Below are 14,864 nucleotides of genomic sequence, written 5' to 3' on the forward strand. Positions count from 1 at the left end.
CCCCGGGTCGGGCCGGAGGCCGTTTCCCGACACGCTGCGTGAGGCCGTAGTGGCTGCTCGGGACCTTCCCACCGGCGTTTCGGATCATGCTCGGACGGCCGGTACTGTCGGTTGTGATGGATACGGAAGGGCTCTTCTCCCTCGCGCCGCCGGACGCGCCACCCCCGCCGCCGGCCGCGTCCCCCGCCTCGCCCGCCGCCGGATTCGGCCGGCCCGCCGGTGACGCGCCGCTGCCGGTGCGGATGCGGCCCACCTCGCTGGACGAGCTGATCGGGCAGGAGCATCTGCTCGCCCCCGGGGCCCCGCTGCGCCAGCTCGTCACCGGCTCCAGCCCGATGTCGGTGATCCTCTGGGGCCCGCCCGGCACCGGCAAGACCACCATCGCGCACCTGGTCGCCAACGCGACCGACCGCAAGTTCGTCGCCATGTCCGCGCTCACCGCCGGCGTCAAGGACGTCCGCGCCGTGATCGAGACCGCCCGGCGCGAACGGCGGTACGGCGGCCCGCCCACCGTCCTGTTCATCGACGAGGTGCACCGCTTCAGCAAGACCCAGCAGGACTCGCTGCTCGCCGCCGTCGAGGACCGCACCGTGACCCTGCTCGCGGCGACCACCGAGAACCCGTACTTCTCCGTCATCTCGCCCCTGCTCTCCCGCTGCGTGCTGCTCACCCTCCAATCCCTCGGCGAGGACTCGGTCCGCCGCCTGATCCGGCGCGCCGTCACCGACGAGCGCGGGCTGGGCGGCGCGGTCACGCTCTCCACCGACGCCGAGGACCATCTGGTACGCCTCGCCTCCGGCGACGTCCGCAAGGCCCTCACCGCCCTCGAAGCCGCGGCCGGTTCCGCGCTCGCCCAGGACGCGCCGGAGATCGACCTCGCCACCGCCGAGAAAGCCGTCGACGTCGCCGCCGTCCGCTACGACCGGGACGGCGACGCCCACTACGACGTGATCAGCGCGTTCATCAAGAGCATGCGCGGCAGCGACCCGGACGCGGCCCTGCACTACCTGGCCCGCATGCTGGTCGCCGGCGAGGACCCGCGGTTCATCGCCCGGCGCCTCGTGATCTTCGCGAGCGAGGACGTCGGGATGGCCGACCCGCAGGCCCTGCTGGTGGCCTCGGCCGCCGCCCAGGCCGTGCAGAACGTGGGTCTGCCCGAAGCCGGTCTCAACCTCGCCCAGGCCGTCGTGCACCTGGCCACGGCGCCGAAGTCCAACAGCGTCACCACCGCCCTCGGCGAGGCGATGGCCGACGTGCGGGCGGGCCGGGGCGGCGCGGTGCCGGCCCATCTGCGGGACGCGCACTACGCGGGGTCGAAAGGGCTCGGCCACGGCCGGGGGTACCGCTATCCGCACGACGATCCGCGAGGCGTGGTGCGCCAGCAGTACGTTCCGGACGATCTCGCCGGCACCGACTACTACCGCCCGACCGATCACGGCGCGGAGCGCGCGGTCGCGGAGCGGGTTCCCCGCTTGCGCCGGATCGTACGGGGTTCCGGCCCTTCATCCCGTCCGGCTTCCGCTGGCCCTTCTTCTCCGGGCACCGCGTCCTCTTCCGCACCCACCGCTCCTTCTGCGGCGGCCGCTTCCCCAGCCGCCGCCTCCCCACCCACCTCCCCTTCTTCGCCCATCGAGTCCGGGGCGGCTGCCGGGGGTGCGGAAGCGGCCGGTAGCCCCTCCCCGGATGGATCGCCTGCCGCGTTGGATCCCTCGGAGGCGGGTAGTGGGGAAATCAATTCCGCGTCGGTGAGCAGGGCGGTCACCGCTTCGGCGGGGGTGCCGGACCGCGCGGCGGGTGGTGCTCGGGCCGCGGATGAGTCACAGTCGTCGGCGGACTTGAAACAGGCAGCCGAGCAAGCGGTTGCAGCACGTCACGAAGCCGTGGCGGAAAGTGTCGGCGGTCCCGGAACGGTCGACGACGATGACGAGAGCGGCGACAGCGCCGGAGAGGAACAGCGGTGACAGGGCGGGGAGCCGATCGGCCCGACGACGACGCCGGTCCGCGCGAAGGGCAGGGCGGCAAGAACCGCCGGCGCTTCGGGCGCGGGGGCCGTGCCGAGCAGCCGGCTGTTCCCGTGGAGGTCCCGCAGGAGGAGACCGGCTGGCTCGACGATCTGCGTACGGCCAAGCACGACCGTGGCGCGATCGGCCCCGGCGCCATGCCCGGAGAAGCGCGCACCAGCAAGTCCGGGCGGTTCGCGCCCGGACCGGACGACGTTCCCGACGACGATTTCGCCTTCCCCGGCGGCTCGGACGACGACTTCACCGCCCCGCCCGTCCGGGGTAACGGCGATCCTGCCGGTGGCCGGCAGAACGCCGGCCCTGGTCCGGCGCAGGTTCCGCCCGGTGCGGCCTCTGGCCGGATTCCTCCCGGGGCAGCGCCTTCCGGACCGGCCGGTCAGGTGCCGGCGGGCCGTCCCGTGCCGGGTCATGGTGGTCCCGGCGTACGCGGGGGAGTCGGGTCTTCCGGCCCGGCAGCGGGTCAGCGTCCTGGCGCTCCGGGCCAGCCGGCAGCCGGTCAGCGTCCTGGAGCTTCTGGCCAGCCGGTGGCGGGTCAGCGTTCCGGCGTGCCCGGTCAGATGGCGGCCGGTCAGCGTCCCGGGGCGGTGCCGCCGGGTCAGATGGCGCCGGGACCGGTTCCTCCGGGACAGGCTCCTGGAGGCCCGGGTGCGGCTGCGGGAGCGCCCGGTCAGATGCCTCGTGGCCCGCGCGGTGGCGCGGTGCCGCCGGGGCAGGCTCAACCTGCCGGTGCTCAGCGTCCGGGTGCGGCGGGCCCGGTTTCGGGCGGTGCGATGTCCCCGGGGCACATCCCTCCGGGCGCGATGCCGCCCGGGCAGCTTCCGCCCGGTGGCGTACCCGGCCAGGTTCCCCCTGGTGGCGCGCAGATGCCGCCTGCCGGTGTGCCCGGGGGACAGCCGCCGTTCGATCAGCCGGGGCGTGGCCGTCGTGGCGCAGGTCCGGCCGGGCAGCGCCCGCCGGGCGGCCAGATGCCGCCGGGTCAGCCCGGCCCCGGTCAGCTGCCCAACGCTCTGAACCAGCCGGCTCAGATGCCGCCTGGCGGCACTCCGGGTCAGATCCCTCCGGCCGGTGCTCCCGGGCAGATGCCGCGCAGCGGTGGTCCGGGTCAGATTCCTGCGGGCGGTGCTCCTGGGCAGATGCCGCGCAGTGGCGGTCCAGGGCAGATGCCGCCGGGTGGGGGACCGGGGCAGGTTGCGCCGGGCGTGGCTCCTGGGCAGATGCCGCGCGGTGCTGGTCCGGGTCAGGTGTCTCCGGCGGCGCGTCAGGTGCCTCCGGGCGCTGGTCCTGGACAGGTGCCGCCGGGTGCGCGCCGGAACGGGCCGCAGCAGGGTGGCCGGGCGGCGGGCGGCCCCGAGACCGGTGGCGGCCGTCGTCAGATCGAGCCGGATCCGTCCGGGCAGATGTTTCCCGGCCAGGCGCCGGGGGCCGGCGGTGTCCCTGTTTCCGGCAATGCGCCCGAGCTGCCGGGATCACGGTCCATGCCGCCGTCCGCACGGGGTGCGGCGTCGAGCGCGGGACCGGTCTCTCCGGGGTCACGCCCGGTCTCGCCCGGCGCTCGTTCGGCCGGTCCGGGCATCCGGCCCACCTCTCCGGCGGGTCCCGCCCGCGACCGTTTCCGTGCGGTAGACCCGGTGTCCCCGGGCCGCCCCGACGCCGTGCATCAGTCGGGTCCGATCCCGACCGGTTATGACGCCGTGCATCAGTCGGGTCCGATCCCGACCGGCTATGACGCCGTCCATCAGTCCGGGCCGATTCCGGGGCGGCCGGACGCTGTTCATCAGTCGGGCCCGATTCCGGCTGGTTACGACGCGGTGCATCAGTCCGGGGCCATTCCGAACGGTCAGCAGGGGCACGGGGGTACCGGGACCTACGGAGGACCGGCGGCGGGGGACGAGCGGTCCAGCCGGGGCCGGAACCGGCGATCCCGAGCGGATGGGGCCGCTGAGGAACCGACCGGCCGGCACGGGCGGGGTGGCCAGCCCGGTCCTGCGGGGCCCGAGAGCGACGCCGGGCACCGTTCCGGCCGCCACGGCGCGCCCGACGGCGGGCCCCGGGTCGGCGGTGACACGGGTTCGCACGCGTATGTGCGTACCGGAACCGACACCGGCAGCCACGCTTTCGTGCAGACCGACACCGGCAGCCATGCCTTCGTGCAGACCGGGACCGACACCGGGGGACACGGGATCGTGCAGCCGGGTGGCGACACCGGGACGCACGGCGTCGTCCGGCGCCGGGGCGACGAAGAGCAGAACGAGGACGGCAGGGCGGGGCGTTCCCGCAGCGAGCGCCGCCGTCGTGAGGCGAGCCGGGGCAGCGATCCGGACGAGCCGGAGGCCGGTGGGTTCACCGGGACGCCGGACGTGCCGGCGCCGCGCCGTATCGGACCCGGCGACGGGCGCCCGGTGCGGGGCGCCGCGGTTGTTCCGCCGGTGGTTCCGGGGCGGCAGGGCGCCCGTACCCCGGCGGTGCCCGGACGTGCCGGCGCCATGGCGGACAGCACCTCCGGAGTGATCCAGCGTCCCGGAACCGGTCCGGTCCGGCGCGGAGCGGCCATCCCGCCGCAGACGGGCGAGGACCGCGGAGTCGCCGTACCCGAACAGGCCGGTCCCGGCCGTCGCGGATCCCGGGCGGAGGCGCCCGGCGCCGGCCCGTTCACCGTTGACGGCGAGGAGCACACCGGCCGGCATGGTGGCGTACGCCCGGACGGCCCTGGAACCGCCCGCGCCGCGGTACCCGCCGCCGGCGCTGTTCAGGCGATGGGGGCAGCCCCCGGCCGCGCCATGACCGGCCCGCCCGGCCCCGGTGTTCCCGCCGTGGGCCCCGGCGGAGGCCCGGCCCGTGGCGGTGCTCAGGTGCCCGGCCCCGGTCCGGCTCAGGGCGGTGCTCAGGTGCCCGGCCCCGGTCCGGCTCAGGGCGGTGCTCAGGTGCCCGGTCGCGGTCCCGCTCAGGGCAGTGCCCAGATGCCCGGTCCCGGCCCGGCTCAGGGCGCTGCCCAGATCCCCGGCCCGGGTCAGATCCCCGGCCCGGGTCCGCAGGCCCGTGGCGGTGCCCAGATGCCCGGCCCGGCGCGGGGTGGCGCCCAGGTTCCCGGTTCCGGTGGCGTTCCGGTGCCCGGCGCGGCTCAGGGCGGTCCGGGTCCGGCGCGTGGGGGCGCTCAGGTGCCCGGTCCTGGCCCGGCGCGTGGTGGCGCGGCGGTGCCCGGCAACGGGCCGGCCGGGATGCCCGGCCCTGATGGTGAGCCGACCGGTGGTTTCCGCGGTGGAGCGCCGGGCGACGGTGGGCCGGCCGGTGGCTTCCGGCGAGGAGCGCCTGGCGACAGCGAGTCGACGGGTGGATTCCCGGCGGGTCCGGATGGTGCGGCGCAGCGTCGTGGGCCGGTCGGCCCGGACGGTGTCCCCGGACCGGGTTCGGACGGACCGGCGCGGGCCCGGGGTGGCGCCGCGGTTCCGGGGCAGCCGGGAACCGGTCCGGACGGACCGGTACGTGCCGTCGGTGGCGTGGCTGTGCCGGGGCGTGCCCTTGGTGGCGCCACGGTGCCGGGACAACCTACCGGTGGCCCGGACGGCGCACCGGGCCGGAACGGACCCGGAACGGACGGCCCGCCACGGGACGGCGCCGCACCGAGCGGACCGGTGCGCGGCGGAGCGGCTGTGCCCGGCCGGGGCGCCGGAGGCCCCGACGGCGGCCCCGGAACGGCGAAGGGCGCGGCGGGCGTGGGCCCGGCAACCGGCGCGGCCGGCGTCGGGACGGCGACAGGTGCGGCGAGCGTCGGGGCGGCGAGTGTCCCCGGCGCCGGCCGCGCGCTGGTGGCTGCCGGCCCCGGGGCGCCGAGCGGTCCCGGGGCCGGGAACGGCAGGGCTGCCGCGGCGGTGCGGGGCGGTGCTCCGGGCGTACCGGAAGAGGACAGTGGGCAGCTGCCCCTCCGTGAGACGGACGCCGAACCGGAAGGCGGGCTGCGCGGCGCCGGGGCCGAACTGCGCCGCAAGATGCGCACCGAACGCCGGCTGCGGCTGGTGACGTTGATCTCTCTGGCGGCGCTGGTGCTGCTGGTTCTGCCGGCGTTCTTCAGTGTGCGGGCGATGTCGAGCGACCCGGTCTTCGCGTCGCTGAACGAGCTGCAGCTGGACAGCCGGTACTCGCAGGGGCCGGAGGATCAGGAGAGCGGCAGCACGTTCTGTTTCCTGAAGTGCTCGTTCCGGGAGCGGGAGGCCGACTCCACGGGGGATCTGAAGGAGACGACCGAGGCGTACGCGAAAGCCCTCGCCGCGGCCGGCTGGGACCAGTGGAAGAACCCCGCCTGCGAGACCCCGGCACGCCCGGAGGAGGACTCGCACACCTGCTGGCGGCGTGATGAACTCACTTTGGACCTATACGTGGGCCTGCCGGACTGTGCCGTGGACGAGTTCGCCGCGGGGCTGAACCCGACGGCCGGCGCGGAGGGCGCGGTGCCCGCGGACCCGGGCACGTGCACCGGATCGTCGGTGCGGATCAAGGTGCAGAACACCATCGCCGACCATCGGGGTGAGACGGACCCGGCGCCGGGGCCGAAGGGACAGCAGCCGGAGACGGTGCTGCGGACCGACGATCCGCTCTTACAGTCGACACCCAAGACGTCGTGACGCGCGTGGTGGTCACGGACGGTAGGGTCTGCTAGTCGTCCCGCCGAACCCCGTGACCACCCGAATAGGAGAACGCGCCACATGGATTCCGGAGATATCGCAGGGCTCGTCGCGGCGGGCGCCTTCGCCATGCTCGTCCTCGTGCTGGCCGTGCCGATCCTCAAGCTGGGGCGCACCATCGACGCCACGACCAACGCCATCAACGACCTGACCGACCGGACCGGGCCGCTGCTCACCAACGTGAACCACACGGTGGAGAACGTGAACACCGCGCTGGGTCAGGTTCAGGTCTCCTTGGACGGCGTGAACCTGCAACTGGCCAAGGTCGACACGATGACCGAGCACGCCCAGAACGTGACGGCGAACGTCGCGAACCTGGTCACCGTCGTGTCCGCCGCCGCCGCGAACCCGTTGGTCAAGGTGGCCTCGTTCGGATACGGCCTGCGCAAGGCCGCCGCCGCCCGCCGGTCCGCCGAGGATGAGCGCGAGGTCCGCGCCGCCATCAAGCAGCGCCGCAAGTCCGCCCGCTAGAGAGGTAGAGAGACGTCATGAAGCGCCTGCTGTGGCTCGGCGTCGGCTTGGCCGTCGGCGCCCTCGTGGTCCGCAAGCTCAATCAGAAGGCGAACGAGTTCACCCCTACGGGGATCGCCACCTCGCTGTCGGAATCCGCTGGCGGCCTCGTCGAGTCGCTGCGTAGCTTCGTGGAGGACGTCCGCGAGGGAATGGCCGAGCGGGAGCAGCAGATCAACGAGGCGTTCGCCGCGGGTGAGCTGTACGAGGACAAGTTCGCCGAGCTGCGTGACGACGCGTGGCCCGGCTCGCAGGAAGAGGGAAATCGATGAGAACGGCGGAAGTCAAGCGGCGCTTCCTGGCGCATTTCGAGGCGAACGGGCACACGGTGGTCCCGAGTGCCCCGCTGCCGGCCATCGACGACCCGAACCTGCTGTTCATCAACGCCGGCATGGTGCAGTTCGTCCCGTTCTTCCTGGGGCAGCAGACGCCGTCGTACGCGCGCGCCGCGAGCGTGCAGAAGTGCATCCGCACCCCGGACATCGACGAGGTCGGCAAGACCAGCCGGCACGGCACGTTCTTCCAGATGAACGGCAACTTCTCGTTCGGCGACTATTTCAAGGCGGGCGCGATCCCGCTGGCGTGGGAGCTGTCCACGAAGCCGGTCGAGCAGGGCGGTTTCGGCCTGGACCCGGAGAAGATCTGGGCCACCGTCTACCTGGACGACGACGAGGCCATCGAGATCTGGAAGCAGACCGGCCTGCCCGCCGAGCGGATCGTGCGCCGCGGCAAGAAGGACAACTTCTGGTCGATGGGCATCCCGGGCCCGGCGGGCCCGTGCTCCGAGCTGTACTACGACCGCGGTGCGGCGTACGGCCAGGAGGGCGGCCCGGAGGTCGACGAGGACCGGTACCTGGAGTTCTGGAACCTGGTCTTCATGCAGCACGAGATCACGAACGTGAAGTCGAAGGAAGAGTTCACGATCGTCGGTGACCTGCCGAAGCAGAACATCGACACCGGCATGGGCCTGGAGCGCATCGCGTCGATCCTGCAGGGCGTCGACAACCTGTACGAGATCGACGAGGTCCGCCCGATCCTGGCCAAGGCCGCCGAGATGACCGGCAAGGAGTACGGCAAGAACTCCGGTCACGCGGCGAACCAGAGCCACCCGGACGACGTGCGGCTGCGGGTGATCGCGGACCACGTCCGGACCGCGCTGATGCTGATCGGCGACGGCGTCACCCCGACCAACGAGGGCCGCGGCTACGTGCTGCGCCGGATCATGCGCCGGGCGATCCGGTCGATCCGGCTGCTCGGCTGGCAGGAGCGGGCGCTGCCGATCCTGCTGCCGATCGCGCGGGACTGCATGTCCCCGTCGTACCCGGAGCTGGCGACGGACTTCGAGCGGATCTCGACGTACGCGTACGCGGAGGAGGACCAGTTCCTCTCCACGCTGAAGGCCGGCACCACGATCCTCGACCTGGCGATCACCGAGACCAAGCAGTCCGGCGGGACCAGCCTGGCGGGTGGCAAGGCGTTCCAGCTGCACGACACGTACGGCTTCCCGATCGACCTGACCCTGGAGATCGCGCAGGAGCAGGGCCTGCAGGTCGACCAGGACGGCTTCCGCCGGCTGATGGCCGACCAGCGGGCCCGGGCGAAGGCGGACGCGGCGGCGCGCAAGACCGGCCACGCGGACCTCTCGGCGTACCGTTCGGCGCTGGACGCGGGCGGCGCGGTCCAGTTCACCGGCTACCAGGAGATCACCCGCGAGTCCACGGTGCGGGCGCTGATCGGCGGCTCGGGCCGGCTCGAGGTGGCCGGCGAGGGCGACTTCGTCGAGCTGGTGCTGGACGCCACCCCGTTCTACGCGGAGGGCGGCGGTCAGCAGGCCGACACCGGTGTGATCAACGTCGGCGGCGGCCGGCTGGAGATCGTCGACGTGCAGCAGCCGCTGCCCGGCCTGATTGTGCACAAGGCGCGCGTGGTGCGCGGCGAGGTGCGGCAGGGCGAGACGGCGCTGGCCGAGATCGACGTGACCCGCCGCAAGGCGATCTCCCGGTCGCACACCGCGACGCACCTGGTGCACCAGACGATGCGCAACTTCCTCGGCGAGTCGGCGACCCAGGCGGGCTCGCTGAACGCGCCGGGCCGGCTGCGGTTCGACTTCCACACCCCGGGCGCGGTCAACCCGTCGGTGCTGTTCGACGTGGAGCAGCAGATCAACGAGGTGCTGCTGCGCGACCTCGAGGTGAACGCGTTCGTCACCTCGCAGGAGGAGGCGCGGCGGCTCGGCGCGATGGCGCTGTTCGGCGAGAAGTACGGCGACGAGGTACGGGTCGTCGAGGTCGGCGACTACGCGCGTGAGCTGTGCGGTGGCACCCACGTCTCCCGCTCCGGCCAGCTCGGCCTGGTGAAGATCCTCACCGAGTCGTCGATCGGCTCCGGCGTGCGGCGGGTGGAGGCCCTGGTCGGCTTGGACGCGTTCGGCTTCCTGGCCAAGGAGCACCTGCTGGTGTCTCGCCTGGCCGACCTGTTCCGGGTGCCCGGCGACCAGGTCGCCGACCGGGTCGAGCAGACCGTCACGGCGCTGCGCGACGCGGAGAAGGAGCTGGAGAAGCTGCGGGCGCAGATGGTCCTCGGCGGGGCGGGCGCGCTGGCCGAACAGGCCAAGGACGTCCGCGGCGTGGCGTACGTCGGCACCGAGGCGCCGGAGGGCGCGGCCGGCAACGACGTGCGCACCCTGGCGCAGGAGATCCGCGGCAAGATCGACCAGGCGCGCCCGGCGGTGGTCGCGGTGACCGCCCGTGCCAACGGCAAGGCGTCCCTGATCGTGGCGATCAACGCGGCGGCCAAGGGCCGTGGCATCTCGGCGCAGGACCTGGTGAAGTCGGCGCTGTCCGGCCGTGGCGGCGGCAACGCCGACCTGGCGCAGGGCGGCGGCGTGCCGGCGGCGGACGCCCCGCGCCTGCTGGCGGCGGTCGAGCAGGCGGTCGCTGACAAGGCCTGATCAGTCGTAGGTGGGAGACGCCCCGGACGGTCCCGTCCGGGGCGTCTCTCGTACCCGGCGTACCTGAATGATCCTCATCATCATCTTGCTATCGTCGCGTGTCCGAATTTCCGTTCTTCCCGTTCCTTGGAGGAATGTTGCGCAAGATGTCTCTCCGGCTGCTCAGCGCTGCCGCCGGCGCCGTGCTCGCGGTCGCCGTCATGCCGGCCGCTGCTCAGGCCGCGACCGTCACCGCGAAGGTGGCGGGCGCCTCCGGCAAGGCCGTCCTGATCAAGAACGGTGACTGGCGGCTGTACGCCACCGACACCGCGTCCGACGGCCACTGCGCCCGTTGGCAGGAGCGGCAGGGCAGCGGCGCCTCGTGGAAGTGGGTCGGCTCGTCGTCGTGCAGCGGCTCCTCGGAGGCGGTCGGCTACGCCTACTCGAGCTACGACTACAAGATCTGCGTCACCGGCACCTCCCGCTGCTCGAACCCCATCGACCTCTGACAAAGGTCACGGAAAGTAGTCGCTGACGCGCGTTTCCGTGTGCCGATCCTTAGCGGATCTTTAGGCCTTGTGCCGGGCGGCGGCGCTCCGGCCAGCCATGGGGCTAAGCTCTTGGACGCGATCGGAAGGCGATCATCGAGAAGGTCGATCGCTACTCTTCGCATCAAGCGTTCGGTACGGGAGGCGCGTGTTGGTGCTGTGCAGAATGATGGCGTGAGTCAGCGCTTCGTTCGGGGCGTCCGCCTGGCGGTCGACGTCGGCCAGGTGCGGGTCGGGGTCGCCAAGTGCGATCCCGACGGCATCCTGGCCAGTCCGGTGGTGACCGTGCCGCGGGATCGGGAGACCGGTGACGACGGCACGCCGAAGGACATGACGGAGCTGGCGCGACTGGTGGCCGAGCACGAGGCGGTCGAGGTCGTGGTCGGGCTCCCGGTCGCGCTCAACGGGCGGGAGGGTGTGGCGGCCGGCCACATCCGGGCGTACGTGGAACGGCTGAGCCCGCTCCTCGCGCCGGTGCCGGTGGTTCTCACCGACGAGCGCATGTCCACGGTCGTCGCCAGCCGCCGGCTGTCCGAGCGTGGGGTGAAGGGTAAGCGCCAGCGTGCGGTCGTGGATCAGGCGGCCGCTGTGGAGATTCTGCAGAGCTGGCTCGACGCGCAGCGGAGGCAGACTTAATTGATCGGCGAGATGGAAGAGCTCAAGTTCGAGGACAACCCGGATCCCGGGCGATGGCGACATCGCAAGAAGGAGGGAGCCGGCCGGTCCGTCCTCGCGCTCGCCCTGGTCCTGGTGCTGTTCGGGGTGCTCGGGGGCGGCGCCTGGTTCGCCTATGACCGCTACGGCGGCTATTTCCTCGCCGCCGACTACGACGGTCCGGGCACCGGCGAGGTGATCGTCGCGGTCAAGAAGGGCGACGGTGGCTCCGCCATCGGCGAGACGCTCGAGTCCGCCGGTGTGGTGAAGAGTGCGCAGGCTTTCGTCAACGCGGCCAAGGACAATCCCGACAGTCAGAACATTCAAGTCGGATCGTACAAGCTCAAGAAGGAGATGAAGGCCAGCGACGCGCTGTTGATGTTGCTGGACCGGAAGAACCTCGCGGTCGACGGCGTGACCATCCCCGAGGGCTGGACGAAGATGCAGGTCTTCGAGGCGTTCTCCAAGGAGAGCGGCATCCCGGTCAAGGACTTCGAGACCGCCGCCAAGGACATCACGAAGCTCGGCGTCCCCGCGGCGTGGCTCACCCGCCGCGACGGCAAGAAGGTCGACAAGGCCAACATCGAGGGCTTCCTGTACCCGGCGACCTATGAGATCCCGGAGAAGACCACCGCCGCCGACATCCTCAAGATGATGGTGAAGAACTTCAACGCCGAGATGGCCAAGCTGAAGTTCGCCGAGACGGTGCAGGCCAACCTCAACATCTCGCCGTACGAGGCCCTCGTCGCCGCCTCGATCGCCCAGGTCGAGGCGCTGCTCGACGAGGACATGGGGCCGGTCGCCCGGGTGCTCTACAACCGGGCGTACACCGGCGACTTCCCGTGTAGCTGCCTCCAGCTGGACAGCACGGTCAACTACTGGCTGCGGCTGACCGGCAAGGGCGCGAAGTCCTCCGACAAGCTCCGGATCGACGAGATGCACAACCCGAACAACCCGTACCGCTACAACGTCAAGGGGATGGCGATCGGCCCGATCAGCAACCCCGGCGAGGTGGCGCTGAAGGGCGCGATGAACCCGCCGAAGAGCAACTACTTCTTCTTCGTGACGATCGACGCGAAGGGGACGACGGCGTACGGCGTCACCAACGACGACCACGAGGCCAACAAGAAGATCGCGTGCCGGAACGGCATCCCCATCTGCGGATGACCCTCGGGTGTTCGGCGCGGCCGGTGGGAGTTTCTCCGCCGGCCGCGCCCCGTTAGGTGGGTTGTTCCCATCCGCCCGTGCTGTCACGGGGCGCGTGACAGACGCCGGGGGTGGGCGGCGGAGCATCGATATGGGTATCGTGCGCGTCAGTGCCGGACGGCCGGACGGGGCAGCGGAGGCAGGCGACATGATCGACGAACTGGACGTGGCGTTCGAAGAGGACGCGGAATCGGGCGGGTCCCGGCGTGACCAGCGCGCGCGCAAGGGCCGGGGACGGTCCGCGATCGCCCTGTTCCTCACGCTTCTGCTGTTCGGCGTGCTGGGCGGCGGCGTCTATTTCGGCTACACCAAGGTCAAGAGCTTCTTCGTGGCCGCCGACTACGAGGGCTCCGGCAGCACCCCCATCCAGGTGACGATCGTGAAGAACTCGTCGCTCACCGAGATCGGCAACGAGCTGGTCCAGGCCGACGTGGTGAAGAGCACCAAGGCCTTCCTGAACGCGGCCGACGCCGAGCCACGCAGCAAGAACATCCAGTCCGGGACGTACGTGCTGCGCAAGCAGATGGCCGCCAAGCAGGCCGTGGCCCAGCTGCTCGACCCGAACACCCGGATCAGCCGGGGCGTCACGATCCCCGAGGGCAAGACCGTCAAGCAGACGTACGACCTGCTCGCCAAGGCCACCGGCATCGCGGTCAAGGACTTCGAGGCGGCGGGCAAGGACCCGGAGGCGCTCGGCGTGCCGGACTGGTGGTTCAAGCGCTCCGACGGCCGGCCGGTCGCCAAGACCATGGAGGGCTTCCTCTACCCCAGCACGTACGAGTTCGACCCGACCGCCAACGCCCAGCAGATCCTGCGGACCATGGTGGACCAGTTCCTCACCGTGACCGGCCAGCTCCAGTTCGCCGACAACGTGCCGAAGAACCTCGGCGGCATCGCCCCGTTCGAGGCGCTCATCGTGGCGTCCCTGGCGCAGGCCGAGGCGGGTGTCGCCGCGGATCTGCCGAAGGTGGCCCGGGTCGCCTACAACCGGGCGTACAAGAACAAGATCCCGCTGCAGTTCGACGTGACCACGAACTACTGGCTCCAGCTCAACGGCAAGGACGCCAAGCACTCGGGCAAGCTGACCGTGGCCGAGATGAACGACCCGAAGAACCCGTACAACTCGGAGATCGTGGTGGGCCTGCCCGTCGGGCCGATCAACAACCCGGGCAAGGCGGCGCTGACCGGCGCGATGAAACCGCCCACCGCCTCGTGGCTGTTCTTCGTCGCCGTCGACAAGCAGGGCCGCTCGGCGTTCGCGTCCACCGACGCCGAACACGAGAAGAACAAGGACAAGGCCTGCGCCAACGGGATCCCGCTGTCCGACTGCTGACGCCCGCGTGTGGGTGAGGGCGATTCGCACGGGTCCACCCGTAGAGTGAGGCCCGTGCAGAAGCCCGAGGAGACCCCGCCGACCGACGGGAAGCCGACCGCGCGGAAGGCCGCCGTCTGCGGCAAGCCGATCGCGCATTCGCTCTCGCCCTTCATCCACACCGCCGGTTTCACCGCGACCGGCCTGCTCGACTGGACCTACACGGCGATCGAGTGCGCCGAGTCCGAGCTGCCCGACCTCGTCGCCGGCCTCGGCCCGGAATGGGCCGGGCTGTCACTGACCATGCCCCTCAAGGAGGCCGCGCTGCGGCTGGCCGGCTCGGCGTCGCCGCTGGCCATCGCGGTCGGCTGCGCCAACACCCTGGTCCGCCAGGCCGACGGCGGCTGGCACGCGGACAACACCGACGTCGTCGGCATGGTGAGCGTGCTGCGGGAGGCCGGCCTCGGCGCCGGCACCGGCCGGCACGCCGCCAAGGTCGACCCGCCCCGGGTCACCGTGCTCGGGGGCGGCGGCACCGCCCGGGCCGCCCTGGGCGCCGCCGCGCAGCTGGGCGCCGAGACGGTGACCCTGGTGACCCGCCGTCCCGAGGCCCGCACCGAGCTGGAGCCGGTCGCCGTCGCTCTCGGCATCACCCTCACCGGGTTGGCCTGGGACGACGCGGCCACCGCGTTCGACGCCGACGCGATCGTCTCCACGGTTCCGAAGGGCGCCGCCGACCACCTGGCCGGGCAGGTCGCCTGGCGGCCCGGCAGTGTGCTCTTCGACGCCCTCTACGACCCCTGGCCGACCCCCCTGGCCGCCGCCGCCACCGCGCGGGACATCCCGGTCTTCTCCGGGCTGGATCTGCTGCTGGCCCAGGCGCTCAGCCAGTTCGAGCAGTTCACCGGCCTGCCCGAGGCGCCGGAGGAGGCCATGCGCAAGGCGCTCGGTGAGGCGGTCCGCAACCGCGCCTGAGTTCCGGAGGGCGGGATCCGGGTGGCCTGGGTG

At 72.2% G+C, this 14,864-nt stretch carries 11 protein-coding genes; all 11 read left to right on the top strand.

Annotation, left to right across the window (positions count from 1 at the left end; translation table 11 throughout):
* The first annotated feature begins 116 nt into the window (after window positions 1-116).
* The 11 genes from ACZ3II_RS24985 to ACZ3II_RS25035 all read left to right on the top strand — a co-directional run bounded on the left by ACZ3II_RS24985 (window position 117) and on the right by ACZ3II_RS25035 (window position 14,831).
* Window positions 117-1,961, top strand: a complete 1,845-nt coding sequence (locus ACZ3II_RS24985) for a replication-associated recombination protein A (protein WP_465520136.1) — start codon at window positions 117-119, stop codon at window positions 1,959-1,961.
* 468 nt (window positions 1,962-2,429) lie between these two features.
* The gene (locus ACZ3II_RS24990; protein ID WP_465520137.1) at window positions 2,430-3,032 is read left to right on the top strand and encodes a hypothetical protein; all 603 of its coding nucleotides are present in this window, start codon (window positions 2,430-2,432) and stop codon (window positions 3,030-3,032) included.
* 2,636 nt (window positions 3,033-5,668) lie between these two features.
* Window positions 5,669-6,637 carry a hypothetical protein gene (locus ACZ3II_RS24995; protein WP_465520138.1) on the top strand — a complete coding sequence of 323 codons (969 nt, stop codon included), beginning with the start codon at window positions 5,669-5,671 and terminating at the stop codon, window positions 6,635-6,637.
* Window positions 6,638-6,718: 81 nt separating this feature from the next.
* Complete coding sequence (locus ACZ3II_RS25000) at window positions 6,719-7,168, top strand: DUF948 domain-containing protein (RefSeq protein WP_465520139.1); 450 nt, start codon at window positions 6,719-6,721, stop codon at window positions 7,166-7,168.
* 17 nt (window positions 7,169-7,185) lie between these two features.
* The gene (locus ACZ3II_RS25005) at window positions 7,186-7,479 is read left to right on the top strand and encodes a hypothetical protein (protein ID WP_043528521.1); all 294 of its coding nucleotides are present in this window, start codon (window positions 7,186-7,188) and stop codon (window positions 7,477-7,479) included.
* Complete coding sequence (gene alaS / locus ACZ3II_RS25010; RefSeq protein ID WP_465520140.1) at window positions 7,476-10,157, top strand: alanine--tRNA ligase; 2,682 nt, start codon at window positions 7,476-7,478, stop codon at window positions 10,155-10,157. The genes ACZ3II_RS25005 and alaS overlap by 4 nt, the downstream gene beginning before the upstream one ends.
* A 146-nt stretch (window positions 10,158-10,303) precedes the next feature.
* Window positions 10,304-10,645: a hypothetical protein gene (locus tag ACZ3II_RS25015; RefSeq protein ID WP_465520141.1), complete on the top strand. Its 342-nt coding sequence runs from the start codon at window positions 10,304-10,306 to the stop codon at window positions 10,643-10,645.
* Between the two features lie 213 nt (window positions 10,646-10,858).
* Entirely contained in the window at window positions 10,859-11,320 is a 462-nt protein-coding gene (gene ruvX, locus ACZ3II_RS25020) for a Holliday junction resolvase RuvX (protein WP_465520142.1), read from the top strand.
* Between the two features lie 12 nt (window positions 11,321-11,332).
* Window positions 11,333-12,505 (top strand): endolytic transglycosylase MltG, encoded by a 1,173-nt coding sequence (gene mltG, locus ACZ3II_RS25025; protein ID WP_465520143.1) that lies wholly within the window; start codon window positions 11,333-11,335, stop codon window positions 12,503-12,505.
* A 187-nt stretch (window positions 12,506-12,692) separates the two neighbouring features.
* A complete protein-coding gene (mltG, locus tag ACZ3II_RS25030; RefSeq protein WP_465520144.1) occupies window positions 12,693-13,877 on the top strand; it encodes an endolytic transglycosylase MltG in 1,185 nt (394 codons plus the stop codon).
* Window positions 13,878-13,931: 54 nt separating this feature from the next.
* Window positions 13,932-14,831, top strand: a complete 900-nt coding sequence (locus ACZ3II_RS25035; RefSeq protein ID WP_465520145.1) for a shikimate dehydrogenase — start codon at window positions 13,932-13,934, stop codon at window positions 14,829-14,831.
* Window positions 14,832-14,864: the final 33 nt, after the last annotated feature.

It is taken from the genome of Actinoplanes sp. NPDC019969, assembly GCF_055562375.1.

What these genes read in the sequence shown, in the direction of transcription:
- mltG (WP_465520144.1), top strand. Translation starts at nt 12,693, where the DNA reads ATGATCGACGAACTGGACGTGGCGTTCGAAGAGGACGCGGAATCGGGC.
- ACZ3II_RS25015 (WP_465520141.1), top strand. Translation starts at nt 10,304, where the DNA reads ATGTCTCTCCGGCTGCTCAGCGCTGCCGCCGGCGCCGTGCTCGCGGTC.
- ACZ3II_RS25005 (WP_043528521.1), top strand. Translation starts at nt 7,186, where the DNA reads ATGAAGCGCCTGCTGTGGCTCGGCGTCGGCTTGGCCGTCGGCGCCCTC.
- ACZ3II_RS24990 (WP_465520137.1), top strand. Translation starts at nt 2,430, where the DNA reads ATGGTGGTCCCGGCGTACGCGGGGGAGTCGGGTCTTCCGGCCCGGCAG.
- mltG (WP_465520143.1), top strand. Translation starts at nt 11,333, where the DNA reads ATGGAAGAGCTCAAGTTCGAGGACAACCCGGATCCCGGGCGATGGCGA.
- ACZ3II_RS25000 (WP_465520139.1), top strand. Translation starts at nt 6,719, where the DNA reads ATGGATTCCGGAGATATCGCAGGGCTCGTCGCGGCGGGCGCCTTCGCC.
- ACZ3II_RS24985 (WP_465520136.1), top strand. Translation starts at nt 117, where the DNA reads ATGGATACGGAAGGGCTCTTCTCCCTCGCGCCGCCGGACGCGCCACCC.
- alaS (WP_465520140.1), top strand. Translation starts at nt 7,476, where the DNA reads ATGAGAACGGCGGAAGTCAAGCGGCGCTTCCTGGCGCATTTCGAGGCG.